We start from the raw sequence: 24,108 nt of genomic DNA, 5'->3' as shown, positions 1-24,108 counted from the left end.
GGCCGTTGTGGTTGCTCGCGCCCACGCGGCGCAGCCGCATGTCGATACGGCCCCACGCCCCTTGCAGGGGCGCGTCGCACCCGGGGTGCAATGAATGTGCACCCTGCGACCACACACGCAACGATCTTGCGTGTACGAGCAAGGTTGCTGCATTACGCCCGTGAAGGGCTGGCTCATAGGGTCATGCGCTGTACGTGGCGTGGCCGGGACCCCGCTCGGTGGGGCCCGGCGGGATGGGCGCCGCCGGTCCCGGCCGCCCAGACCCGCAGCGACGAAGGAGCCGCGCGTGCTTGACCAAGGCGCACCCCCACGAACCGACGTTTCCCCCTCCGTCGGTGCCCGACTGATGCGGCGGAAGCCCGTCGAGCGGCTGGTGGCCGAAGGCGGGCAGGGCGAGGGGGGCACGCTCCGGCGTTCCCTCGGGCTCTGGCAGCTGACGATGATCAGCATCGGCGCCACCCTCGGCACCGGCATCTTCGTGGTCCTCGGCGAGGCCGTCCCCAAGGCCGGCCCGGCCGTCACCCTCTCCTTCGTGATCGCCGGGCTGACCGCGCTCTTCTCGGCGCTCTCCTACGCGGAGCTGGCGGGCACCATCCCGGTCGCCGGCTCCTCGTACTCGTACGCGTACGCAACGATGGGCGAGCTGATCGCCTGGGTCTGCGGCTGGTGTCTGCTCCTGGAGTACGGTGTCTCGGTCGCCGCGGTCGCGGTCGGCTGGGGCGAGTACCTCAACGAGCTGCTCGCCGGGACCATCGGCGTCACCCTCCCGAAGGCCCTGTCCGCGCCGCCCGGCGTCGACGGCGGTCTCTTCAACCTGCCGGCCCTGATCGTCGTGCTCCTCGCGATGGTGTTCCTGCTCGGCGGTGCCAAGGAGTCGGCGCGCGCCAACACGATCATGGTGTGTGTGAAGATCGCCGCGCTGGTGCTGTTCTGCGCCATCGGCTTCATGGGCTTCAGGTCCGGCAACTACGCGCACTTCATGCCGCTGGGCATGGCCGGCGTGAGCGCGGCCGGGGCGACGCTGTTCTTCTCGTACATCGGGTTCGACGCCGCCTCCACCGCAGGCGAGGAGGCGAAGAACGCGCAGCGCGACCTGCCCCGGGCCATCATGCTGTCGCTGGTCATCGTGACGGCGCTGTACGTCCTCGTCGCGGCCGTCGCCGTCGGCGCGAAGCCGTGGCGGCAGTTCAACGACTCCGAGGCCGCCCTCGCCCAGATCATGCGGGACGTGACCGGCCAGAGCTTCTGGGGCACCCTGCTGGCCGCCTGCGCGGTCGTCGCCATCGCCAGCGTCGTCCTGACCGTGCTCTACGGCCAGACCCGCATCCTCTTCGCGATGTCCCGGGACGGCCTGGTGCCCAAGGTGTTCGCCAAGGTCCACCCGAAGACCGGCGCGCCCCGGGCCAACACGGTGATCGTCTCCGTCTTCTGCGGGGTCCTGGCCGCCGCGATCCCGCTGGGGCAGTTGGCCGACGCCACCAGCATCGGCACGTTGTTCGCCTTCGGCCTGGTGAACATCGCGGTGGTGGTGCTGCGCCGGACGCGTCCCGCGATGCCCCGCACCTTCCGCGTCCCGCTGTCCCCGCTGCTGCCCGCGCTGGGCTTCGGATTCTGCGTCTGGATGATGGGCAGCCTCTCGGCCGTCACCTGGGTGGTCTTCGGAGTCTGGATGGCGGTCGGGCTCGTGTTCTACTTCGTATACGGCTATCGCCGGTCCCGTCTTGCAACACCTGAAAGCTGAACGACCCCTTGCTGAACGATCTCGACGAACGCATCGTGCACGCCCTCGCCGAGGACGCCCGCCGCTCCTTCGCGGACATCGGGCAACTGGTCGGCCTGTCCGCGCCTGCCGTCAAACGGCGCGTGGACCGGCTGCGCGCCACCGGAGCGATCACGGGTTTCACCGTGCGGGTCGATCCTGCGGCCCTCGGCTGGGAGACGGAGGGGTTCGTCGAGATCTACTGCCGGCGCAACACCTCACCGGAGACGATCCAGCGGGGGCTGGAGCGGTACCAGGAGGTGGTGGCCGCGTCCACGGTCACCGGTGAGGCCGATGCGGTCGTGCAGGTCTTCGCGTCGGACATGCGGCACTTCGAGAGGGTGCTGGAGCGGATCGCGGGGGAGCCGTTCGTGGAACGCACCAAGTCGGTACTGGTGCTGTCGCCGCTGCTGAGGAGGTTCTCCTCAGGCGCGCCGGGGTGAGGGGCGGGGAGGGCTCGGGGGGCGCGGTCGCGTGCCGGGTGCGGGTAGATCGTGGCTGATCGCGCAGTTCCCCGCGCCCCTGAAGGTGGGACCAGTTGAGTTGCTTTCAGGGGCGCGGGGAACTGCGCGAGCAACCCCCACCCACCCGCACCCGGCACACGACCGCACCCCCCCCGGCCCCCTATCCCGCGGTCATCCGCGCCAACGCGTTGCTGTCGATGGAGTTGTGCACGCTGAAGCTGACCGCGTCCGACCGGTATCGGTCGTCCGACCACTCCACCGGGCGCCCTTCCCGTGTCGTCGTCACCCGCCGCACCCGCAGCAGCGGGCTCGACCGGCGGACCCCCAGCAGTTCGGCGTCCCGTGCGCCGCAGGCGACCGCGTCGATGACGTGCTCGCCGTACGCGAAGACCAACCCCGTGTCCTCGTACAGGCGTTGAGTCACCGACGGGCACTCCGGCTCTATCGCCGCCACCGCCGGCGAGATCCAGTCCGCGTACACCGTCCGCTCCAGCAACACCGGTTCGCCGTCCAGGCCACGTACCCGGAGTACGTGCAACACCGGTGTGCCGAGGGGGAGTTGGAGGCGTACCACGTCCTCCTGGGTGGCGGGGCGGTACTCCTGGGACACCACGTGTCCGGTCGCCTCGCGGCCCATCGACCGCGCCCACTGCGCGAAGCTGCGCAGCTCCGCGAAGCTCTGGCTGCGGCGGCTGGCCAGCACCACCCGGCGGGCGCCCTGGCGGGAGCCGATCAACCCCTCGGAGGTGAGCGCGGCGACGGCCTGGCGGACGGTACCGCGGGACACGCCGTACTGCGCCGCCAGCTCCGTCTCCGAGGGCAGCCGGCTGCCGACGGTGTACTCCTCACGGTCGATGGCGCGCCGCAACTCGTCGGCGATCTCCTCGTGTCGCGCCGTCATGCTTCCCCTCTGATCAGGCTGTTGTGCACAGCGTGACCAGCCTAATCGACGTTCTTGGGTGATTCGTGTCAGCCGTGAATGTGCAGGGAATCAGGGGTCGGTGTTTGTGCTGTGTTCATGAACAGGTCACTCACGCCGGGCGTACTGGGGCCGACTTGTTCAGACAAGTTCGGTCGGCGCCGGTCACCGCGCCGCCCACCGCGCCACCCACCCTCGTGCGTACTCCCTGGAGAGACCGTGACCGTGTCCCTGCCGAGAACCGCCGTCCTTGGCGGCTCCCTCGCCGTCGTTGCCGCGCTCGCCCTGAGCGCCTGCGGCGCCGCCCCCGACAACGCGTCGTCCACCACCTCCGACGGCAAGAACGCCGCCACCGCCACCTCCGCCGCCGACCTCGGCGGCATGGACAAGCTGGTCGCCGCGGCGAAGAAGGAGGGCACGCTGCACATCATCGCCGTGCCCCGCGACTGGGCCAACTACGGCGCCATCATCGACGGCTTCAAGAAGAAGTACGGCATCAAGATCGAGGACGAGAGCCCCGACGGCTCCAGCCAGGACGAGATCACCGCCGTGACCTCGCGCAAGGGCCAGGACCGCGCCCCGGACGTCCTCGACCTCGGTTCCTCCTTCGCGCTCAGCGCGGCCCAGCAGGGGCTGCTCGCGCCGTACAAGGTCACCTCGTACGCCGACATCCCCACCGGTCAGAAGGACCCGCAGGCCCGCTGGTACAACGACTACGGCGGCTACATCTCCATCGGCTGCGACGCCAAGCGCGTCAAGACCTGCCCGACCACCTTCGCCGACCTTCTCAAGCCGCAGTACAAGGGGCAGGTCGCCCTCAACGGCAACCCGACCAAGTCCGGCTCCGCCTTCGGCGGCGTGTACGCGGCCGCGCTCGCCAACAAGGGCTCCTTCGACGACATCCAGCCCGGCCTCGACTTCTTCGCCAAGCTGAAGAAGAACGGCAACTACACGCCCGTCGAGTCCACCCCGGCCACCGTCGAGAAGGGCGAGACGCCCATCTCGATCGACTGGGACTACCTGAACGCCGGGTACGCCGACGAGTTCAAGTCCAAGGGCGTGGACTGGAAGGTCACCATCCCGACCGACGGCCAGTACGCCCAGTACTACTCCCAGGCCATCAACAAGGACGCCCCGCACCCGGCGGCCGCCCGCCTGTGGCAGGAGTACCTGTACAGCACCGAGGGCCAGAACCTGTGGCTCAAGGGCTACGCCCGCCCGGTCCTGATGACCTCCATGGAGTCGGCCGGTTCGCTGGACAAGACCGCCGCCGCCAAGCTGCCCGCGGTCACCGGCACGCCGTCCTTCCCGACCGAGGCCCAGCAGGACAAGGCCAAGACGGTCCTCGCGACGGGCTGGTCGAAGGCCGTCTCCGGATGACGGCCACGCTCACGCGGGCCGACGTGGCGTCCGCCGCTTCCCAGAAGCGGCGGCGCCGCGCCCCCGGCTGGCTGGCCGTCGTCCCGCTGCTCGTCTTCACGGCCGTCGCCTTCGGGCTGCCGGCCGTGGCCATGCTGAACGGGGCCTTCACGGTCAAGGACCCGGCGAGCGGGGTGTCCTCGTACACCGGGCGGAACCTCACGGACTCGCTCCAGGGGCCGTACCTCACCGCCCTCGTCGGCAGCGTCAAGCTGTCCGCGCTCTCCGCCCTGATCGCCGCCCTCCTCGGACTGCCGCTCGCGCAGGCCGTGGTCAGCTCGCGCTCCCGGGCACTGCGCGAGGCCGTGCTCACCGCCTCAGGTGTGCTCGCCAACTTCGGCGGCGTGCCGCTGGCCTTCGCGTTCGTGGCGACCCTCGGCAACGCCGGCGTGCTGACCACGCACCTGCACCTCACGGACCACGGCTGGAACCTCTACAGCTTCTGGGGCCTGGTCCTCGTCTACCTCTACTTCCTGATCCCGCTGATGGTCCTCACCATCACCCCGGCCCTGGACGGACTGCGGACGCAGTGGCGGGAGGCCGCGCTCAACAACGGCGCCACCGGTGTGCAGTACTGGCGGTTCGTGGCGCTGCCCGTGCTCGCGCCCTCGCTGCTCGGCGGGCTCGTGCTGCTCTTCGGCAGCGCCTTCGCCGCCTACGCCACCGCCGCCGCGATGGTCGGCAGCGCGGTCCCGCTGGTCACCCTGCAGATCGCCGACGCCCTCTCCGGCAACGTCCTGGTCGGCCAGGAGAACGTGGCCCTCGCCCTGAGCCTCGACATGGTGCTGGTGGCGGGCGTGGTGATGGCCGTGTACCTGCCCCTGCAACGACGGAGTGCCCGATGGCTCGACGCCTGACCCCCTGGCGCTGGGCCGTCCTAGGCCTCGCCGCCCTGTACTTCCTGGTCCCGCTGGGCGCCTCCGTCGTCTTCACCGTCGACGTGCCCGGCCAGGGCGTCACCTTCGACGCCTACACCCAGATCCTGTCCGCCGACGGCTTCCTCTCCAGCCTGCTGCTCTCGCTGGAGCTGGCCCTCGCCACCATCGTCGTCGTGCTGCTGCTGATGGTGCCCGCCGTGGTCGCCCTGCGGCTGAGCGCGCCGAAGCTGCGCCCCGTGGTCGAGATCGTCTGCTCGCTGCCGCTGGTGGTGCCGCCGATCGCGTTCGTCGCCGGCATCGCCAGCGTGCTCAAGTGGGGGCCGGACCATCTGTCCCGGACCCCGCTGTTCGAGACGTTCGTCGCCATCCAGAACCCGGACTTCCCGGTCGCCCTGGTCCTCGCGTACGTCGTGATGGCGCTGCCCTTCGTCTACCGGGCGCTCGACGCCGGACTGCGCGCGATCGACGTGCGCACCCTCGTCGAGGCCGCCCGCAGCTGCGGTGCCAACTGGCCGCAGGCCCTGGTCCGGGCCGTGCTGCCCAACCTGCGCGGGGCACTGCTCAACGCGGCCTTCCTCACCCTGGCGCTGGTGCTCGGCGAGTTCACCGTCGCGCGGCTGCTCGGCTTCCAGCCCTTCGCCGTGTGGATCTACAACGTCGGCGGCTCGCAGGCCCAGATGTCCGTCGCCGTGTCCGTGCTCAGTCTCCTGGTGACCTGGGCCCTGCTCCTCGCGCTCGCCGGTGCCGGCGGCCGTGACCGTACCGCTTCCTCCCGGGGATGAACCATGAGTGTCAGCACGCCTGAGAAGGCCACCACCGCCGCCACCGTCGAATTCCGCTCACTGCGACGGGAGTTCGGCGCCACCGTCGCCCTCGACGGACTCGACCTGACCGTCCGCCCCGGGGAGTTCCTGGCCCTGCTCGGCCCGTCCGGCTGCGGCAAGACCACCGCGCTGCGCATGCTCGCCGGGTTCGAACACCCCGACTCCGGCGCGGTGCTGGTGGACGGCGAGGACGTCACCTCGGTCCCGGCCCATCGCCGTGACGCCGGGATGGTCTTCCAGTCGTACAGCCTCTTCCCGCATCTGAACGCCGTCGACAACGTGGCGTTCGGGCTGCGCATGCGCAAGGTGCGCACGAGTGAACGGCGCACCCGCGCCTCTGAGTTGCTGGACCTTGTCGGGCTCGGCGACAAGGGGGAGCGGTTCCCGCACCAGCTCTCCGGCGGCCAGCAGCAGCGCATCGCGCTCGCCCGCGCCCTGGCCCTGCGCCCCCGCGTGCTCCTCCTCGACGAGCCGCTGTCGGCCCTCGACGCCAAGGTCCGGCTGAGCCTCCGCGAGGAGATCCGCCGCCTCCAGCAGGAACTCGGCATCACCACCCTGTTCGTGACGCACGATCAGGAGGAGGCGCTGTCCGTCGCCGACCGGGTCGCCGTGATGCGCGCCGGGCGGCTCGAACAGTGCGCCGAGCCCGCCGAGCTGTACGGCCGTCCGGCCACCGCCTTCGTCGCCGAGTTCGTCGGCACGATGAGCCGGATCCCGGGCACGGTCAAGGACGACCGGGTCGAGGTGCTCGGTCAGCGGCTGCCGGTCGACGGACAGGCGCCGGACGCGAGCGAGGTCGACGTGCTCGTACGGCCCGAGGCGGTCCAGGTGCGCGCGGACGGCACCGGTACGGCCACCGTCGTCGCCACCGCCTTCCTGGGCGCGGTCGTCCGGGTCACCGTACGGCTCGCCGACGGCACCGAGGCCAAGGCCGATCTGCCCGCCCACGAGGCCGCGGGTCTGGGCGCCGGAGCCGCGGTGAGCGTGTCGCTGCCCGAACGGCCGGTGCTCGTGGCGGACCGTACCCAGAAGTAACGCTTCCGGAAGTCCGGAAGCGTCCAGAAGCCCAGAAGTAAGGAATGACGACAACGTGACCCCCCACCCCCGACTCCCGCTCCAGGCCGTCCTGTTCGACATGGACGGAACGCTCGTCGACACCGAGCGACTGTGGTGGGAGGCGGTGGAACGCGTTGCCGGGCGGACGCTCGGCGAGGCCGACGAACCCGATGTGCTCGGCCGTCCGGTCGAGTACACCGCCCAGTGGCTGGCCGGCGGCACCGGCAGGTCCGGCGCCGACCTCGCGGCCGAGCTGCACCGTGAGTTCGCGGACCGCGTCCGCACCGGCATCGTGCCCCGCCCCGGCGCCCTCGATCTGCTGGACGCGCTCGCCGCGGCCGGCGTTCCCACCGCCCTGGTCACCGCGTCCCCACGCGCGGTCGCCGACCTCGTGCTCGCCGCGCTCGGCGGCGGCCGGTTCGCCGCCTCCGTCACCGCCGACGACACCGGCCGCACCAAGCCCGCCCCCGACCCGTACCTCGCCGCCTGCCGGGCCCTCGGCGTCGACCCGGCGGCCTGTGTCGCCGTCGAGGACACCGAGACCGGGGTGGCCTCCGCAGAGGCGGCCGGCTGTGCGGTGCTCGCCGTGCCCTCGCTCGCGCCGATCGGCGGCGCACCCGGCCGGACCGTCCGGGACACCCTCGTCGGCGTCACGCCGAAGCAGCTGAGCGACATGGCGGTACCCGAACTGCGGGTCATGTCCTGGAACCTGTGGCTCGGCGGCGGCCGGATCGACGACCACCGGGCCAAGCAGGTCAAGGCCGTCCTGGACGCCGGCGCGGACGTCGTCGGACTCCAGGAGACCGCCGGCACCTCGGCGCGGGAACTCGCCGAGGCCCTCGGCTGGCACCACCACACGGCCGGCGAGAACCTCGGGATCATCAGCCGGTACCCCATCACCGCCCGCCTCGGCGACCCGGAGGTCGGTTTCTACGGAGCCGCCGGGGTGCGGATCGCCCTGCGCCCCGGACTCGAGGTCGACATCTGGACCGCGCATCTGCACTACACCCCGTACGGGCCCTACGAGTTCCACTTCGACGGGCTCGGGCCGGCCGAGCTGATCGCCCACGAGGAGGTGCGGCTCGGGCAGCTGCGCGAGGCGCTGCGGCGGATCGGGGACGGTGCCGTGCCGGTGGTGCTCGTGGGGGACTTCAACTGCCCGTCCCACCTGGACTGGACGGACGTCGAGTGGCCGGTGACCAGGGCCGCCGAGCAGGCCGGGTTCCGTGACTCCTACCGGGAGGTCCATCCGGATCCGGTGACCGCGCCGGGACACACCTGGTCGCCGATCCACCCCGTGCGGGAGGACGGCAGCGGGCGGCCCGAGCCGCAGGACCGGATCGACTACGTGCTGCACAGGGGGCTGCGCGTACTCGACTCCCGGACCTACGTCAGCGGCGTCCCCGTGCCCTGGCCCGAGGTGGCGGGCAACGACTGGCCGTCCGACCACGCGGCCGTCGTCAGCACCTTCGCCGTGGGGCCCTGAATCGGGGTTACCGGGGGCAACCATTGCGGTCATCGGGGGCATCCCGTAGGTTGTGCCGGGCTCCTTACTCGCTGGTAACACCGGTAGGCAACCCATGCGCTGGCCCTCCGCCACCCTCCGGCCGGAGGGACCCCGATTCCGCTTCGCGCGCCGACCCACCACCGTGCGCGCGCGGATCGTGGCGCTCGCCCTCGCCCCGGCCGTCGCGCTGACGGCACTGTGGAGCTTCGCCATGGTCTCCGTCACCGCCGAACTCCGCGCGCTGATCCGGCTCCAAGGGGTGTACGACGACTACGGCACCCCCGTCGACACCGCCGTCGGGCAGATCCAGATCGAACGGCGGCTGTCGGCGGCCTACCTGGGCGCCCGGCTCGACACGGCGACCGCCGCCGACCTGCTGGCCCAGCAGCGGCGCACCGACCGGGCGGTGGACGCCATGCGGGACGCGGTCCGCGGCGGTGACCGCGGCCGGCTCACCGACCGGCAGCGCGCGGCCCTCGACGCGATGGTGACCGCCACCGGCAGGCTGGAGGGACTGCGCGAGCGGGTGCTGTCCCGGAAGATCACCTGGGACGGCGCCGTCACCGGCTACAGCGCCCTGGTGGAACCCGGCTTCGACGTCGAGTCCACCCTCACCGCCCTCCAGGCCGGACAGCTGGCCCGGGAGTCGCAGGTCGTCGTCGAGCTGGTGCGGGTACGGGAGTTCGTCTCGCGCGAGGACGCGCTGGTCGCGGGGGCCCGGGCCGCCGGACAGCTCACCGAAAGCCAGTACGGCAGCCTCACCGCGACCATCGAGGACCGCCGTGTCTTCCAGCGGACCTACGTCCCCGACCTGCCCTCCGACTCGAGGGCGCTGTTCGAGCGGTTCCAGCGCGGCGGGCTGTACGGCTCGCTGGTGCGCGGCGAGGACGCGCTGCTGCGGGCCGGTGCGGACCGGGCCGGTGCGGCCGTCGCCGCGGACACCTGGCGGTCGACCACCGACCGGGCCGTCAAGCAGTACATGCTGCTGTGCACCGACTCGGCGCGGAACTCCGCCGCGCGCGGACGGGCCTTCGCCTACCGGGAGCTGACCAAGGCGGCCGTCGTCGGTGTGGTCGGGCTGGCGGCGGTGGGGCTCTCGCTGTGGTTCGCGGTACGCGGGGCGCGCCGCATCTCACGCCGTCTGGAGATGCTGCGGGACGCGGCCGACCTGCTCACCGCACACCAACTTCCCACTTTGATGAGCCGCTTGAGCGCCGGTGAGGACGTGGACGCGGTCACCGAGGCGCCGCCGCTGGCCGCCGGGGAGGCCGGTCGCGACGAGATCGGGGACGTCGGCCGGTCGTTCAACAGGGCGCGGCTGGCCGCCGTCGAGGCGGCGGTGAAGCAGGCCACGCTGCGCAGGGGCCTGTTCGCGGTCCTCCTCAACATCGCGCGCCGCAACCAGGCACTCGTCCACCGCCAGCTGAAACTCGTCGACACCCTGGAGCGGCGCACCGACGACCCGGCCGTCCTGGGCGAGCTGTTCCGCATCGACCATCTGACCACCCGGATGCGCCGGCACGCGGAGAGCCTGATCATCCTCTCCGGCGCGACTCCCGGGCGGCGCTGGCGACGGCCCGTGCCCGTCGCCGACGTGGTGTCCTCGGCGGTGGGCGAGATCGAGGACTACCCACGGGTCGTGGTGCCGCCGATGCCCGAGGTCGGGGTCGCCGCGGACGCGGTCGCCGACGTCGTGCACCTGGTCGCCGAGCTGCTGGAGAACGCCACGGTGTTCTCGCCGCCGCACACCCAGGTCACCCTGCGCACCGGCCGGGTCGGCCACGGCTTCACCCTGGAGATGGACGACCGGGGCCTCGGCCTGGACGCCGACCAGCTCGCCGAGGCCCACCGCACCCTCACCGACCCCGAGGCCTTCGACCCGACCCGCCACGACCGCCTCGGCCTCTATGTCGTGGGCCGCCTGGCCGCCCGGCACGGCATCGAGGTGACCCTGCGGGAGTCGCCGTACGGGGGTACCACCGCGGTGGTGCTGCTGCCGGCGGCGGTGCTGGCGGAGGTGGAGCCGGAGAGCGGCCGGCGGGGCGGCGAGCGAGGGCGGCGGGCGTCCGCGGAGGACCACGGCAGCCGGCCCACGCGTGCGGAGGGCCGACCCGCGTCGGCCATCGGCGTCCTGCCGCCCCACGGCGGCACGGCGGTCGCGGGGGAGGCCCCGGCGCTCGGCGGAGCGGCCGCGTCGGTGCCGGCCGGCGGGGCCGGAGCGGGCCACGACACGGAGCCCCGGCCGAGCCGGACCGAGGATCCCGCCCCCGACGTGCCCCCGGCCCTGCCCACCCGCACCCGCCAGGCCTCCCTCGCCCCCGAACTGCGCGCCGCGGGCCCGCCGGCCCCGGCCCCGGCCGCCGGGCGCGATCTGGACGCCGACGAGATGCGGGCGGTCTTCGGAGCCTTCCAGCGCGGCCTGGACCGAGGGCGCAGGGGGTTGCCGACCGGACCCGAGGAGCCGGACCACATCGAGGAGAGGACGCGCCCCGACCATGACCAGTGACACCCAGCCCCCGCCCCCCGACTCGGCTGCCGGTCCCGGTTCGGCCGCCGGTTCCGGCTCGGTCGCCGACCCCGGTGGTGCGGCCTCCGTTTCCCGGCCCGCCGTCGGCCCGCCGGCTGCTGTCGGCTCAGGGCCCGGCGCCCAGCCCGGCAGTGACCTCGGCTGGCTTCTCGACGACCTCGTCGCCCGGACCGACCACGTCCGGCAGGCCGTGCTGCTCACCGCGGACGGGCTTCCGCTCAGCCACTCCGAGGGCATGCGACGGCGGGACATCGAGCATCTCGCGGCCGTCTGCTCCGGCTTCCACAGCCTGGCCCGCTCGGCGGGGGACCGGTTCGGCGCCGGTGAGGTACGGCAGACCATGGTGATGCTGGACGACGCCTACCTCTTCGTGACCCCGGCCGGGCACGGCAGCCGGCTCGCCGTCCTCAGCGACGTCCGCACCGACGTCGGCCAGCTGGCCCACGAGATGGCCCTGCTCGTCCGCCGCCTCGGCCGCCACCTGGACGCGGCCGCACGCTCGACCCCCTGACCCTCCGGTGAGCGACGAGCACTGGTACGAGGACGAGACCGGCTCGCTGGTCCGCCCCTACACCGTGACCCGGGGCCGTACCGAGCCCTCCGGACGGCACACCATCGACCTGATGTCCCAGGTCACGGCGGTGGACGCGGACCCGGCCGAGCCGGACGTCGACCATGCCAGGACCGCCCTGCTCGCCCTGGTGCGGCGCGGCGCCCGCCCGGTCGTCGAGCTCGCCGCGGACGCCGACCTGCCGCTCACCGTCGTACGCGTCCTGCTCGGCGACCTCGCCGAGGCCGGCCTGGTCCGCATCGACCGGCCGCGCCGCGTGGCACCGGCCGGCCCGGGAGCCGACCCCGCGCTGCTGAAGGAGATCGTCGAGCGGCTGAGGGAGCTCTAGCGGTGCGTCCGGCGCAACGAATCGCCGCCGGACACCTGTATGACGCAACGAACCGCTCGGCCACGCGCAACGGCTCCTCCTTGTCCGGCCCGGTCCGCCGACTTACCGTCTAAAGGGCCCCAGAGACCCCCTCCGCACCCGGTGAGGACCCGTATGCGCACCGCCCTGCTCCAGAGCTCCGGCCGCCCCGGCTCGACCGTCGAGAACCTCAAGGCGCTCGACGAGGCCGCCGGCCGGGCCGCCGCCGCGGGCGCCGCGCTGCTCGTCGCACCCGAGATGTTCCTGACCGGCTACGCGATCGGCGACGACATCGCCCGCCTCGCCGAGCCCGCCGACGGCGACTGCGCGGACGCGATCGCCGAGCTGGCCCACCGGCACGGCCTGGCGATCGCCTACGGCTACCCGGAGCGCGCAGGCGACGCCGTCCACAACTCCGCCCAGCTGATCTCAGCCGACGGCACCCGGCTGGCGAACTACCGCAAGACCCACCTCTTCGGCGGGTTCGAACGCGACCACTTCACGCCCGGCGAGCAGGCGGTCGTCCAGGCCGAGCTGAACGGCCTCACCGTCGGGATCATGATCTGCTACGACGTGGAGTTCCCGGAGCTGGTCCGCGCCCACGCCCTGGCCGGCACCGACCTGCTCCTCGTCCCCACGGCGAACATGCACCCGTTCCAGCTCGTCGCCGAGTCCCTGATCCCGGTGCGGGCCTGGGAGAACCAGATGTACGTGGCCTATGCCAACCGGGTCGGTCACGAAGGGGAGTTCGAGTTCTTCGGGCTCTCCACGCTGGCCGGACCCGACGGGGTCGCCCGCACCCGCGCCGGCCGCGGCGAGGAACTCGTCCTCGCCGACCTCGACCCCGCCCTCCTCGCCGCCTCCCGCGCGGCGAACCCGTATCTGAAGGACCGCCGCCCCGGCCTCTACGGGTCCCTGAGCTGACCTCCGCCCCCCGCTCTTCTCTTCCTCTTTCAGCTTTTCGCAAGGAGCCCGTACCCCATGACGTCCACCGTGCCCAACGCCGTCGAGCACGCAGACGAGCAGCAGCCGCCGATCACCATGTTCGGGCCGGACTTCCCGTACGCGTACGACGACTTCCTCGCCCACCCGGCGGGCCTCGGCCAGATACCCGCGGCCGAGCACGGCACCGAGGTCGCGGTCATCGGCGGCGGGCTGTCCGGCATCGTGGCCGCGTACGAGCTGATGAAGATGGGCCTGAAGCCGGTCGTGTACGAGGCCGACCAGATCGGCGGACGGCTGCGGACCGTCGGCTTCGAGGGCTGCGACCCCTCGCTGAGCGCCGAGATGGGCGCGATGCGCTTCCCGCCGTCCTCCACCGCCCTCCAGCACTACATCGACCTGGTGGGCCTGGAGACCCGGCCCTTCCCCAACCCTCTCGCGGAGGCGACCCCTTCGACCGTCGTCGACCTCAAGGGCGAGTCGCACTACGCCGAGACGGCCGCCGACCTGCCGCAGGTCTACCGTGACGTCGCCGACGCCTGGAACAAGTGCCTCGAAGAGGGCGCCGACTTCTCCGACATGAACCGCGCCATGCGCGAGCGGGACGTGCCGCGCATCCGCGAGATCTGGTCCCGGCTCGTCGACAAGCTCGACAACCAGACCTTCTACGGCTTCCTCTGCGACTCCGAGGCCTTCAAGTCCTTCCGGCACCGGGAGATCTTCGGCCAGGTCGGTTTCGGGACGGGCGGCTGGGACACGGACTTCCCGAACTCGATCCTGGAGATCCTGCGGGTCGTCTACACCGAGGCCGACGACCACCACCGCGGGATCGTCGGGGGCAGCCAGCAGCTCCCGGTCAGGCTCTGGGAGCGCGAGCCGGAGAAGATCGTGCACTGGGCGTACGGCACCTCGCTCGCGAAGCTGCACGCGAACGGCGCACCCCGCCCCGCCGTGACCCGGCTGCACCGCACCACCGGCAACCGGATCACCGTGACGGACGCGAACGGCGACATCCGCACCTACCAGGCGGCGATCTTCACCGCCCAGTCCTGGATGCTGCTCTCCAAGATCGCCTGCGACGACTCGCTCTTCCCGATCGACCACTGGACCGCGATCGAGCGCACCCACTACATGGAGTCCTCGAAGCTGTTCGTCCCCGTCGACCGGCCCTTCTGGCTGGACAAGGACGAGGAGACCGGCCGGGACGTCATGTCGATGACGCTCACCGACCGGATGACCCGCGGCACCTACCTCCTCGACGACGGCCCGGACAGGCCGGCCGTCATCTGCCTCTCCTACACCTGGTGCGACGACAGCCTGAAGTGGCTGCCGCTGTCCGCGAACGAGCGGATGGAGGTGATGCTGAAGTCGCTCGGCGAGATCTATCCCAAGGTCGACATCAGGAAGCACGTCATCGGCAACCCGGTGACCGTCTCCTGGGAGAACGAGCCCTACTTCATGGGCGCGTTCAAGGCCAACCTGCCCGGCCACTACCGCTACCAGCGGCGCCTGTTCACGCACTTCGTGCAGGACCGGCTGCCCGCGGACAAGCGGGGCATCTTCCTCGCCGGCGACGACATCTCCTGGACGGCGGGGTGGGCCGAGGGCGCCGTCCAGACCGCGCTGAACGCGGTCTGGGGCGTCATGCACCACTTCGGAGGCGAGACCGACCCGGCCAACCCGGGCCCCGGTGACGTCTACGACGAGATCGCGCCGGTCGAACTCCCCGAGGACTAGACCCCGGCAGCCCGGGCCTTCTCGTACACCTCCGCGGCGACTTCCTTGAGTTCCCGGGCGTCCCGCGGAGTGGTCTGGAGGTCGAGAAGGATCTCCTCCAGGCCGACCGCCGCGTGCGCCACCAGGTCCTCCACGATCTGGTCGGCGCTGCCCTGGAAGGGCTGGCGGTCCGGGCCGTCGTAGGGCTTGCCCGTGTACACGGCGTTGACCCGCACGACCGTCTGGATTGGTTCCGTGCGGCCGCGTTCGGCCGCCAGTTCCTGCAACTCCCGCCACTGGGACGCCAGCTGCTCGGCGCCCATGCCCACCGGCAGCCAGCCGTCGGCGTGGTCCACCAGCCGCCGCCGGGCCTTCTTGTTGCCCGCGGCCAGCAGGATCGGGATCGGCCGGGCGGGCTTGGGGCCGACCACGGCGGAGGCGATCTTCGTCAGCCGGCCGTCGTACTGCACCGGGTCCGGGCCCCACACCGCCCGGCACACCTCGATCAGTTCGTCGAGCACACTGCCGCGCTCCTCGAACGGCCGGATTCCGGCGGCCGCGTACTCGTCGAGCGACCAGCCGGTGCCCAGGCCCGCGATCACCCGGCCGCCGCTCGCCGCGTCCAGCGAGGCCAGCGACTTGGCCAGCTGGAAGGGAACATGCAGCGGCGCCACCAGCACACTGCTGCCCAGCCGGGCCCGCTCGGTGGCCGCGGCGGCGAGGGCGAGCGTGACCAGGGGCTCGGCCACGTCCCGGTACGCGTCCGGCCAGGCGAGGCCCTCGATGCCGTACAGGCCCTGGGTGGCGGGCTCCGGGAAGAGGGCCCGCTCGAAGACCCACAGGCTGTCGTAGCCGATCTCCTCGGCGGTACGGGCCACGTCGGGAACGTCCGTGCCGAGGGAATACTGCCGCATCTGGGGGAGGCTGAGGCCCAGCCGAGTCGTCATACCGGTGCTCCTTCGCATTCGGGTGCGTGCCGTCGATGTAAGGCGATCACAAGGGGACCCCGAGGCGGCTCGCACATGGATCGGATCAGGCCACCTCAGCCGCGCAGCGGGGTGAGCAGCATCCGGCCCGCCAGCCCCACGGCCGCGTCCAGCCGCTCGGTGAACTCCTCGGCCAGATCACCGAACCGGCGCAGCGCCCACAGCGCCCGCGCCGCCGACCAGGTCGCGTCCCGGGCCCGCTCCAGGCTCCAGGAACCGAGCAGATGGGTCAGCGGATCGGCGATCTGGAGCAGGTCGGGACCCGGCATCAGATCCTCGCGGATGCGCTCCTCCAGCGAGACGAGGAGTTCGCCCACGCGGTCGAACTCGTCCTCCAGGTCGGCCGGTTCGCAGCCGAGCGTACGACAGCTGTCCACCACGGCCAGCGCCAGGTCGTGCCCGATGTGCGCGTTGATGCCCGCGAGCGCGAACTGCAGCGGCCGTACACCGGGATGCCGGCGGAGCTGGAACAGCGGCCGCCAGCAGGCCGGCGGACGGCGGTCGCCCGCGGCCGCGTCCACGGCCGCCAGGTACCGCTCGGCGAACCGCACGTCCAGCGTCGCCGCGGCTCTCGGGTCCCCGAACCGGCCCGCTTCCAGGCGCCGTTCGACCTCCTCCGTGACGGAGAGGTAGACGCGGTTGAAGACCGCGACCCCGTCCCGCCCGGGCAGGGCCGCGTCCAGCGCGCGCATCCGGGAGACGACGGTGCCGACCGGGGCGGTGAGGTGTTCCGTCTGGGCCATGGGGGAAGGGTCCCAGCCCTAGGCTGCCGAGCGTGCCGACGGGCCCGGCGCGTCCCCGGAACGGGGGACGGACCCGTCGCGCGGGAGGGGGAGCGCAGCGTGCCTGGCTCACATGCCCGGCCCGGCGGTGAGGGCAGGCGGGCGGTCGTGCTCGCCGTCGCCTCGGTCGTGGCCGCCGTCGGCACCGCGACCGGGATGCTCTCGGCGCTCGGCGAGGACGGCGGCGGGAGAGCCGGTCAGGCCGGGCCGGCGGTGGTGCGTACGACAGGGGAGAGTACGACGGCGGTGCGTACGACGGGTTCGGTGCCCCGGGACTCGGTGTCACCGGAGACGGCACCGTCGCGTACGCCGTCCGCCCCGAAGCCCGCACCGACTTCCCGGCGGACCACGGCGACGCCGGCCGCTCCCGCGGTGCGCGGGCAGCAGGCGCCCCGCCTGTACCGCCACCCCGACTCGCAGGTCGCCGACTGGGTCCGCGCCCACCCGGACGATCCGCGCGCCGCCGTCATCGCGAACCGCATCGCCGGCCGGCCGGCCGCCGTGTGGTTCGCCGACTTCGCCCCGGCGACCGTCGCCTCGCGCGTCCGCGCCGTCACCTCGGCGGCCTCCGCCCAGGGCCGCGTCCCGGTGCTGGTGCCGTACGCGATCCCGGACCGGGACTGCGGCGGGGCCTCGCAGGGCGGGGCGCCGGATCTGCGTGCGTACGACCGCTGGATCGACGCCTTCGCGCGCGGGCTCGGCTCCGGCGAGGTGATCGTGATCCTGGAGCCGGACTCCGTCGCCCAGGCCGGGTGCCTCTCCGCCGCCCGCCGTGCCGCCCGGTTCGCCGCGCTGGCGCGCGCCGGCCGGGTGCTCAAGGCGGCCGGTCCGAGGACCCAGGTCTACTACGACGCCGGGCACTCCGGCTGGAACCCGCCCGCCCGGCAGGCGGCCCTGCTGCGGCAGGCCGGAGCCAGGTCGGGCGACGGCATCTTCAGCAACGTCTCCAACTTCCGTACCACCGCCGCCGAGATCGCCTACGACCGTGAGGTGCTCGGCGCCCTCGGCGGCCCGGCCTCGCTCGGCGCGGTGATCGACACCAGCCGCAACGGCAACGGCCCCCCGGCGAACGGTGCCTGGTGCGACCCGGCGGGGCGGCGGATCGGGCAGGCGCCCACGCTCCACACCGGTCAGGCGCGGATCGACGCCTATCTGTGGGTGAAGCTGCCGGGGGAGTCCGACGGCTGCAAGGGTGCCGCCGGGACCTTCACGCCGTCGTACGCCTACGACTTGGCGTCGTCGTAGGAGCTGGTGCCCTCGTCGAGCAGCGGTTCCGGCCCCTTGAGGTGGGCGGGGGCGAGGGCGCGCAGGACGTGGTAGCCGACGATGACGACCAGTGTGCCGAGGGCGATGCCGCTGAGGGAGAAGCTGTCGGTGAACTTCATGCTGACGTTGCCGACGCCGATGATGATGCCCGCGGCGGCCGGGACCAGGTTCAGCGGGTTGCGCAGATCGACCTTGGCGTGCAGCCAGATCTGGGCGCCGAGCAGTCCGATCATGCCGTACAGGATGACGGTGATGCCGCCGAGCACCCCGCCCGGGACCGCGGCCACCACCGCGCCGAACTTGGGGCAGACGCCGAAGAGCAGCGCGAAGCCGGCGGCGGCCCAGTAGGCGGCGGTGGAGTAGACCCGGGTCGCGGCCATCACGCCGATGTTCTCGGAGTAGGTGGTGTTGGGCGGCCCGCCCACGGCGGTGGAGAGCATGGAGGCGACCCCGTCCGCCGAGATCGCCGTGCCGAGCCGGTCGTCGAGGGGGTCGCCGGTCATCTCGCCGACGGCCTTGACGTGTCCGGCGTTCTCCGCGACGAGGGCGATCACCACCGGGAGGGCGACGAGGATCGCCGACCACTGGAAGGACGGTCCGTGGAAGGACGGCAGCCCGATCCAGTCCGCCTTCCCGACACCGGAGAGGTCCAGCCGCCAGTGGTCGGTGACCTTGCCGCCCGGGCCCGTGGAGTGGATCCTGCCGAAGATCCGGTCGAGGGCCCAGGACAGGACGTATCCGAAGACCAGGCCCAGGAAGATCGCGACACGTGACCAGAAACCACGCAGACAGACGACGGCCAGACCGGTGAAGGCCATCACCAGCAGCGCGGTCCACTGGTCCTGCGGCCAGTAGGTGGAGGCGGTCACCGGGGCCAGGTTGAAGCCGATCAGCATCACGACGGCGCCGGTGACGATCGGCGGCATCGCGGCATGGATGATCCGGGCGCCGAAGCGCTGGACGGCCAGTCCGACCAGGAAGAGCACGGCGCCGACCACGAAGACCGCGCCGGTCACGGTGGCGCTGGTGCCGCCCTGGGCGCGGATGACGGCCGCGACCCCGACGAAGGACAGGGAACAGCCCAGGTAGCTGGGGACCCGGCCACGGGTCGCGAGCAGGAAGATCACGGTCGCGACGCCGGACATCATGATGGCGAGGTTGGGGTCCAGGCCCATCAGCACCGGGGCGACGAAGGACGCGCCGAACATGGCCACCACGTGCTGGGCGCCGAGCCCGATCGTACGGGGCCAGGAGAGCCGTTCGTCGGGGCGTACCACCGCTCCGGGCGCGGGCGTGCGCCCGTCGCCGTGCAGTTTCCAGCGCACGCCGAGATCCATGGTGGGGGTTCGCTTTCTTCGAAGTGCTGTGAGGACGGCTTCGTACGTGAAGACGGTCCGAACCATTGTCATGGCTACCTGGCGGTCCTACGCTCGCACGGTCCCACTCGTGAACCACGTTCACGTATCTGATTTTCGGCTGCTTCCTGTCTGATCGGAGTGCTCGATGAGTGGAAGATCCCGCGCGGCCTTCGTCCTGACGGCTCTGGCGGCCATCGGGGCCGTCCTCGTCCCCTCCGCCCATGCGACCGCGAGGGCACCGAAGGCGCCCGACACCGCCGTGCTCGACGGCGCTCGCCTCCAGCGGACCAAGGCTGATCTCGACCACGGCGACCCCCGACTCCGACGCGCCGTCGAGGACTTGACGGCCCGCGCCGACGCCTGGCTGGGCCAGGGCCCCTGGACGGTCGTCGACAAACCGAAGCCCGCGCCCGGCGGAGACGTCCACGACTACCTGAGTCAGGCCCCCTACTGGTGGCCCACCACCACACCCACCGCCGACAACCCCTGGGGCTGCCCCTACGTCCAGCGCGACGGTCAGCGCAATCCCGAGGTCGACACCGGCACTGACCGCCAGGACGTCGAGAAGGTCTTCGACTCGACCTACGACCTCTCCCTGGCCTGGTACTACACGGGCAAGCGGCAGTACGCGGAGAAGGCCGGACAGGTCCTGCGCACCTGGTTCCTCGACCCGGCGACCCGGATGAACCCGAACCTCGACCACGCCCAGTTCATCCCGTGCAAGTACGACGGCCGCGCCATCGGCATCATCGACTTCTCCCAGTCGTACACGAGCGTGGTCGACGCCCTCGCCATCCTCGCCACCGGCGCACCCGGCTGGAGCGCCGGGGACCGTGCCGGGATGCGCAGTTGGAACACGGACTTCCGGGACTGGCTGGAGAACAGCGCCTTCGGCAAGGAGGAGGGCGCCGCCGCCAACAACCACGGCACCTTCTACGACATGCAGCTCGCCGCCCTCGCCTACGCGACCGGCGACAGGGCACTGGCGAAGAAGACCGTGCTGGACGCCCGGGCCAGGCGGATCGCCCCGCAGATCGCGGCCGACGGGAGTCAGCCGCAGGAGCTGGCCCGGACCAGGAGCTGGCACTACTCGACCTTCGACCTGGTCGCCTACACCCGGCTCGCGGCCATCGGCCGGCATGTCGGGGTGAACCTCTGGACCTACCGGGGGCCGGACGGACAGAGCCTGTTCAAGGCCGTGGACTATCTGCTGCCCGCCGCGACCGGGGCCACTGCGTGGCCCCATCCCGAGCTGGAGTTCTACCGCTACGCGGCGTCCGACGTCGTCCACGCGGCGGCCGACGCCGGCGACAAGGCGGCCCAGCGGGCGGTACGACTGCTGGAGGCCCCGCCCGGCGGCGACCTCTGGGCGCTGCGGCCGGCCGCCGAGCAGCTCGACTCGATCGCGGGCTGAGGCCGCCGACGGGGCTCCTGAGCGCTCGCTTAGACTGGCGTCAGCTGAAGGTCAGCGCAATGTCAGCAAACGCCCAGGAGCCCCACCCGTGACCGCCGAAGCCCCGACCGCCCCCGCCCTCTCCTACGGCCGGCTGATCCCCGTCACCGTCCACTTCGACGACCTCGACGCGCTCGGGCTGCTCCACAACGCCCGCTACCCGGTGATGGTCGAGCGGGCCTGGGCCGAGCTCTGGCAGGGACACGGCTTCGCCTTCGAGGGCGACTGGGCCGCGGCCGAGGACGCCTGCAACGCGGTCAAGGAGCTCCGGATCGGCTACGAGGCGCCGGTCACCCGGCCAGGCGCCTACGCCGTCCACCTCTGGCTGGAACGGCTCGGCAACACCGGCCTGACCTACGGCTTCCGGTTCTGCTCGGTGGACGGCGCGACCACCTACGCGCACGGCACCCGGGTCCTGGTCCGGCTGGACGCGGCCACCCTGCGCCCCGCCCCCTGGAGCGAGCGCTTCAGGGCCGCGGGTCGGGAACTGCTGCGGCCGGCGGGCTGACCTCCGCCCGCACCCCGCGTTCCCCTGCCCGCAGCACGCCCGCGAACACCACCAGACCGCAGGTCAGCGCCGTGACCACACCGAACGACACCACCAGGCTGGTGGCCTGGGCGACCCCGCCGATCAGACTGGGTGCGACCAGCCCCGACGTGTAGGTGATGGTCGCGACGCCCGCGATGGCCTGACTCGGGTTGGGCCCGGCGTGCCCGGCCGCCGCGAAGCACAGCGGTACGACGACGGCGATGCCGAGGCCCATCAGCGCGAACCCGGTCATGGCCACCGCCGGATGCCCGGCGAGGACGATCAGCAGCCCGCCGAGCGCGGCCAGCACACCCCCGGCGCGCACGGTACGCACCGTGCCGAAGCGGTTCACCACCGCGTCCCCGCTGATCCGGGCGATCGCCATGGTCAGCATGAACCCCGTGGTGGTGGCCGCCGCGAGCCCCGCCGAACTGTCCATCCGGTCCCGCAGGAACACCGCCGACCAGTCCAGGCTCGCCCCCTCCGCGAACACCGCGCAGAAGCCGACCGCGCCGATCAACAGCGCCGACCGGGGCGGCAGCGCGAACCGCGGCGGCGGCTCCTCGTCCTCGGCGGGCTGTACGTCCAGCACCCAGCCGGCCGCCAGGACACCCAGCGCGGTGAGGGTGGCGGCGGCCAGCGCGAAGTGCAGCCGGGCGTCCGAGCCGAGATGTGCGGCGAGGGTGCCCGCCGCCGAGCCGATCAGGGCCCCCGCGCTCCACATGCCGTGCAGCCCCGACATGATCGACTTCCCGAGCAGTCGCTCCACCTCCACGCCGAGCGCGTTCATCGCGACGTCGGCCATGCCCGCGCTGGCGCCGTACGCGAACATCGCCAGGCAGAGCGTGTACAGGTTCGGCGCGAGGGATGGCAGGACCAGCGACAGCGTCCACATCGCGATCAGCCCGCGCAGCGCCGTACGGCTGCCGAAACGATGGCTGATCCGGCCCGCCAGCGGCATCGAGCAGGAGGCGCCGAACGCGGTGAAGGCGAGCGCGAAGCCGAGCTGGCCCGCGCTCAGGCCGGCATGGTCCTGGATCCAGGGCACCCGGGTCGCGAACGAGCCGGTGACGGCACCGTGCACGGTGAACACGGCCGCCACGGCGTACCGCGCCCGCTTCACCTCGTGCTGCTCGTGGTCCACGTCTTTCATGGTCCTGCCCCTCCCCGGGTGGGTGCCGCCCCGCTGCCGCGCCGTAAACTATCAGGGACCCTGCCTGATAGATAGGGAGCGATGTGGCCGTCCTGGGCCGCGTCGATCTGGGAGGATGCCCGTCATGCCCGCATCACCGAGCACCGCCCGGGCCATCAACGACCGGCTCGCGCTGACCCTGCTCCAGCAGGAAGGCCCGCTGACGGCAGGGCAGTTGAAACAGCTGACCGGGCTGTCCCGGCCCACCGTCGCCGACCTCGTCGAGCGGCTCGCCGAGTCCGGCCTGATCGCGGTGGTCGGCGAGTCCGGCGAACAGCGCCGGGGACCGAACGCCCGGCTGTACGGCATCGTCGCCGACCGGGTCTGTCTGGCCGCCCTCGACGTGCGCACCGAAAGCGTCTCGGTGCTGGTGTCCGACCTGGTGGGGCGGGTGCTGGCCGAAGGGACGGTGCCGGTCGGGCCGGAGGCGGGAAAGGCGGCCGCGGGGGAGGCGGCGGCCGTCGAGCAGGCGGTGGAACTGGTCGAACGGGCGATCAAGGAGGCGGGGGCCGCCGGCGGCGGGCGGTTGCACACCGTCGGCATCGGGGCGCCGGGGCTCATCGATCCGGCGAGCGGCGAACTCCGCGACTCGGCGGGCCTGCCGGCCTGGCACCGCCGGCTGGTCGCCGCCGTGCAGGAGCGGTTCCCGCAGGCCCGGGTCAGCGTCGAGAACGAGACCAATCTGGCCGCCCTCGCCGAACAGCGGGAGGGCGCCGCCCGCGACCGCGACACCTTCGTGCTGCTCTGGCTGGGACACAGCTGCGGCGCCGCCGTCGTCCTGGACGGCTGCCTGCGCCGGGGCGCCTCCGGCGGCACGGGCGAGATCGGCTTCCTGCCGGTGCCGGGCACCCGCGCACTGCCGTCGGCGACGGACTGCGCGGGCGGCTACCACTCCCTGGTGGGCGCGACCGCGATCACCGAACTGGCCGAGGAACACGGCTTGGACCCGGCCGGGTTGACGGGTCCCGAGCCCGCGGCGGCGTGGCTGGTGGGGGAGGCGGCGCGGCGCACGGACGCGGACGATGAGATGACCCGAGGGCGCCGTGAAGCTGACAGCGGCTCGGCAGCGTCCCGAAGGGGCGCGGGGAACTGCGCGACCAGCCACATCGGACCCGCGGACGCCCGCCAACCCCACCCGGCAGACTCCGCCCGCTTCCTCGACGCCCTCGCCGACCGCATCACCGTAGGCGTGGCAGCCGTCGTAGCCGTCCTGGACCCGGGCTGCGTGGTCCTCGGCGGCGAGATCGGCTCGGCCGGCGGCGCCGCGCTCGCCGCCCGCGTCGAGGAGCGGCTGCGCCGGATGTCCCCGCTGGCCACCGAGGTGCGCGCGAGTGCCCTCGGCGGCGGGGCCGTGCTGCGCGGAGCGCTTCTGACGGCCCGGGAGCGCGCGCAGGACGAACTGTTCGCGCCGCAAAACCGCTGACCTGACCGGCCTGGTGGGTGACCCGGCGACGGGCAAGGGCCGTCGTCACCGCCGCCGGGCTCGCTCGAACGATAAATGGACTAGACCAGTAGGGTCAATAGCTGCGGATCGAGTCAAGATGCCTGGTCCGAGGGCCCGTTGGGCGCCGCTCGCGCATATGACGTCCCGTCAGGCAAGTCCAGTGACCCAGT

General features: G+C 72.4%; 20 protein-coding genes and 1 pseudogene. 16 read left to right on the top strand and 5 right to left on the bottom strand.

What is annotated here, in order from left to right; genetic code table 11:
* The first annotated feature begins 286 nt into the window (after positions 1 to 286).
* Both ACZ4N4_RS43375 and ACZ4N4_RS43370 read left to right on the top strand, forming a co-directional pair.
* Positions 287 to 1,741, top strand: a complete 1,455-nt coding sequence (locus ACZ4N4_RS43375) for an amino acid permease (protein ID WP_467599633.1) — start codon at positions 287 to 289, stop codon at positions 1,739 to 1,741.
* Between the two features lie 8 nt (positions 1,742 to 1,749).
* Positions 1,750 to 2,202 (top strand): Lrp/AsnC family transcriptional regulator, encoded by a 453-nt coding sequence (locus tag ACZ4N4_RS43370; protein WP_403373727.1) that lies wholly within the window; start codon positions 1,750 to 1,752, stop codon positions 2,200 to 2,202.
* Between the two features lie 181 nt (positions 2,203 to 2,383).
* Here the strand turns inward: ACZ4N4_RS43370 and ACZ4N4_RS43365 are convergent, their stop codons facing one another.
* Positions 2,384 to 3,124, bottom strand: coding sequence for a GntR family transcriptional regulator (locus tag ACZ4N4_RS43365; RefSeq protein WP_450759129.1), 741 nt, complete (start codon positions 3,122 to 3,124; stop codon positions 2,384 to 2,386).
* 237 nt (positions 3,125 to 3,361) lie between these two features.
* On the opposite strand from ACZ4N4_RS43365, the gene ACZ4N4_RS43360 reads away from it, so the two are divergent.
* From ACZ4N4_RS43360 to ACZ4N4_RS43315, 10 genes and pseudogenes are all read left to right on the top strand, one after another.
* Positions 3,362 to 4,522 carry an ABC transporter substrate-binding protein gene (locus tag ACZ4N4_RS43360; protein ID WP_453576472.1) on the top strand — a complete coding sequence of 387 codons (1,161 nt, stop codon included), beginning with the start codon at positions 3,362 to 3,364 and terminating at the stop codon, positions 4,520 to 4,522.
* On the top strand, positions 4,519 to 5,418 hold the full coding sequence (locus tag ACZ4N4_RS43355; RefSeq protein ID WP_453576474.1) for an ABC transporter permease: 900 nt from the start codon (positions 4,519 to 4,521) through the stop codon (positions 5,416 to 5,418). The genes ACZ4N4_RS43360 and ACZ4N4_RS43355 overlap by 4 nt, the downstream gene beginning before the upstream one ends.
* Positions 5,403 to 6,221, top strand: coding sequence for an ABC transporter permease (locus ACZ4N4_RS43350; protein ID WP_467599629.1), 819 nt, complete (start codon positions 5,403 to 5,405; stop codon positions 6,219 to 6,221). The genes ACZ4N4_RS43355 and ACZ4N4_RS43350 overlap by 16 nt, the downstream gene beginning before the upstream one ends.
* A gap of 3 nt (positions 6,222 to 6,224) precedes the next feature.
* Entirely contained in the window at positions 6,225 to 7,298 is a 1,074-nt protein-coding gene (locus tag ACZ4N4_RS43345; protein ID WP_467599626.1) for an ABC transporter ATP-binding protein, read from the top strand.
* A 55-nt stretch (positions 7,299 to 7,353) separates the two neighbouring features.
* Complete coding sequence (locus ACZ4N4_RS43340) at positions 7,354 to 8,805, top strand: HAD-IA family hydrolase (protein WP_467599623.1); 1,452 nt, start codon at positions 7,354 to 7,356, stop codon at positions 8,803 to 8,805.
* Positions 8,806 to 8,899: 94 nt separating this feature from the next.
* Positions 8,900 to 11,332, top strand: coding sequence for a sensor histidine kinase (locus ACZ4N4_RS43335; RefSeq protein WP_467599620.1), 2,433 nt, complete (start codon positions 8,900 to 8,902; stop codon positions 11,330 to 11,332).
* A 139-nt stretch (positions 11,333 to 11,471) separates the two neighbouring features.
* A pseudogene (locus tag ACZ4N4_RS43330) lies at positions 11,472 to 11,864 on the top strand (roadblock/LC7 domain-containing protein); the annotation flags it as partial.
* 7 nt (positions 11,865 to 11,871) lie between these two features.
* The gene (locus ACZ4N4_RS43325) at positions 11,872 to 12,252 is read left to right on the top strand and encodes a DUF742 domain-containing protein (protein ID WP_453576485.1); all 381 of its coding nucleotides are present in this window, start codon (positions 11,872 to 11,874) and stop codon (positions 12,250 to 12,252) included.
* Positions 12,253 to 12,405: 153 nt separating this feature from the next.
* Entirely contained in the window at positions 12,406 to 13,194 is a 789-nt protein-coding gene (locus ACZ4N4_RS43320) for a carbon-nitrogen hydrolase family protein (protein WP_467599617.1), read from the top strand.
* A 57-nt stretch (positions 13,195 to 13,251) separates the two neighbouring features.
* Complete coding sequence (locus tag ACZ4N4_RS43315) at positions 13,252 to 14,949, top strand: flavin monoamine oxidase family protein (protein ID WP_453576489.1); 1,698 nt, start codon at positions 13,252 to 13,254, stop codon at positions 14,947 to 14,949.
* On the opposite strand, the gene ACZ4N4_RS43310 is transcribed toward ACZ4N4_RS43315, so the two are convergent.
* Positions 14,946 to 15,875 (bottom strand): LLM class F420-dependent oxidoreductase, encoded by a 930-nt coding sequence (locus ACZ4N4_RS43310; RefSeq protein WP_467599614.1) that lies wholly within the window; start codon positions 15,873 to 15,875, stop codon positions 14,946 to 14,948. The genes ACZ4N4_RS43315 and ACZ4N4_RS43310 overlap by 4 nt on opposite strands.
* A 95-nt stretch (positions 15,876 to 15,970) precedes the next feature.
* Positions 15,971 to 16,657 (bottom strand): DUF5995 family protein, encoded by a 687-nt coding sequence (locus ACZ4N4_RS43305; protein WP_453576494.1) that lies wholly within the window; start codon positions 16,655 to 16,657, stop codon positions 15,971 to 15,973.
* 147 nt (positions 16,658 to 16,804) lie between these two features.
* On the opposite strand from ACZ4N4_RS43305, the gene ACZ4N4_RS43300 reads away from it, so the two are divergent.
* Positions 16,805 to 17,941, top strand: a complete 1,137-nt coding sequence (locus ACZ4N4_RS43300; protein WP_467599695.1) for a glycoside hydrolase family 6 protein — start codon at positions 16,805 to 16,807, stop codon at positions 17,939 to 17,941.
* Here ACZ4N4_RS43300 and ACZ4N4_RS43295 read toward each other — a convergent pair.
* The gene (locus ACZ4N4_RS43295) at positions 17,920 to 19,299 is read right to left on the bottom strand and encodes a uracil-xanthine permease family protein (RefSeq protein WP_453576497.1); all 1,380 of its coding nucleotides are present in this window, start codon (positions 19,297 to 19,299) and stop codon (positions 17,920 to 17,922) included. The genes ACZ4N4_RS43300 and ACZ4N4_RS43295 overlap by 22 nt on opposite strands.
* Before the next feature lie 166 nt (positions 19,300 to 19,465).
* Here ACZ4N4_RS43295 and ACZ4N4_RS43290 point away from each other — a divergent pair, with 166 nt between their 5' ends.
* A complete protein-coding gene (locus ACZ4N4_RS43290; protein WP_467599611.1) occupies positions 19,466 to 20,734 on the top strand; it encodes an alginate lyase family protein in 1,269 nt (422 codons plus the stop codon).
* Between the two features lie 88 nt (positions 20,735 to 20,822).
* The gene (locus ACZ4N4_RS43285) at positions 20,823 to 21,281 is read left to right on the top strand and encodes an acyl-CoA thioesterase (protein ID WP_453576502.1); all 459 of its coding nucleotides are present in this window, start codon (positions 20,823 to 20,825) and stop codon (positions 21,279 to 21,281) included.
* On the opposite strand, the gene ACZ4N4_RS43280 is transcribed toward ACZ4N4_RS43285, so the two are convergent.
* Positions 21,241 to 22,455 carry an MFS transporter gene (locus ACZ4N4_RS43280; RefSeq protein WP_453576505.1) on the bottom strand — a complete coding sequence of 405 codons (1,215 nt, stop codon included), beginning with the start codon at positions 22,453 to 22,455 and terminating at the stop codon, positions 21,241 to 21,243. The genes ACZ4N4_RS43285 and ACZ4N4_RS43280 overlap by 41 nt on opposite strands.
* 124 nt (positions 22,456 to 22,579) lie before the next feature.
* Here ACZ4N4_RS43280 and ACZ4N4_RS43275 point away from each other — a divergent pair, with 124 nt between their 5' ends.
* Positions 22,580 to 23,917: an ROK family transcriptional regulator gene (locus ACZ4N4_RS43275; RefSeq protein WP_467599608.1), complete on the top strand. Its 1,338-nt coding sequence runs from the start codon at positions 22,580 to 22,582 to the stop codon at positions 23,915 to 23,917.
* Positions 23,918 to 24,108 lie beyond the last annotated feature (191 nt).

It is taken from the genome of Streptomyces sp. NPDC026538, from assembly GCF_055567535.1.
This window is presented reverse-complemented; position numbering and strand designations above follow the sequence as displayed.

Bases quoted from the DNA above. Each gene is read 5' to 3' on its own strand.
- ACZ4N4_RS43305 (WP_453576494.1), bottom strand. From the start codon at position 16,657: ATGGCCCAGACGGAACACCTCACCGCCCCGGTCGGCACCGTCGTCTCC.
- ACZ4N4_RS43280 (WP_453576505.1), bottom strand. From the start codon at position 22,455: ATGAAAGACGTGGACCACGAGCAGCACGAGGTGAAGCGGGCGCGGTAC.
- ACZ4N4_RS43320 (WP_467599617.1), top strand. From the start codon at position 12,406: ATGCGCACCGCCCTGCTCCAGAGCTCCGGCCGCCCCGGCTCGACCGTC.
- ACZ4N4_RS43290 (WP_467599611.1), top strand. From the start codon at position 19,466: ATGAGTGGAAGATCCCGCGCGGCCTTCGTCCTGACGGCTCTGGCGGCC.
- ACZ4N4_RS43295 (WP_453576497.1), bottom strand. From the start codon at position 19,299: ATGGATCTCGGCGTGCGCTGGAAACTGCACGGCGACGGGCGCACGCCC.
- ACZ4N4_RS43355 (WP_453576474.1), top strand. From the start codon at position 4,519: ATGACGGCCACGCTCACGCGGGCCGACGTGGCGTCCGCCGCTTCCCAG.
- ACZ4N4_RS43310 (WP_467599614.1), bottom strand. From the start codon at position 15,875: ATGACGACTCGGCTGGGCCTCAGCCTCCCCCAGATGCGGCAGTATTCC.
- ACZ4N4_RS43365 (WP_450759129.1), bottom strand. From the start codon at position 3,124: ATGACGGCGCGACACGAGGAGATCGCCGACGAGTTGCGGCGCGCCATC.
- ACZ4N4_RS43335 (WP_467599620.1), top strand. From the start codon at position 8,900: ATGCGCTGGCCCTCCGCCACCCTCCGGCCGGAGGGACCCCGATTCCGC.
- ACZ4N4_RS43345 (WP_467599626.1), top strand. From the start codon at position 6,225: ATGAGTGTCAGCACGCCTGAGAAGGCCACCACCGCCGCCACCGTCGAA.
- ACZ4N4_RS43315 (WP_453576489.1), top strand. From the start codon at position 13,252: ATGACGTCCACCGTGCCCAACGCCGTCGAGCACGCAGACGAGCAGCAG.
- ACZ4N4_RS43350 (WP_467599629.1), top strand. From the start codon at position 5,403: ATGGCTCGACGCCTGACCCCCTGGCGCTGGGCCGTCCTAGGCCTCGCC.
- ACZ4N4_RS43275 (WP_467599608.1), top strand. From the start codon at position 22,580: ATGCCCGCATCACCGAGCACCGCCCGGGCCATCAACGACCGGCTCGCG.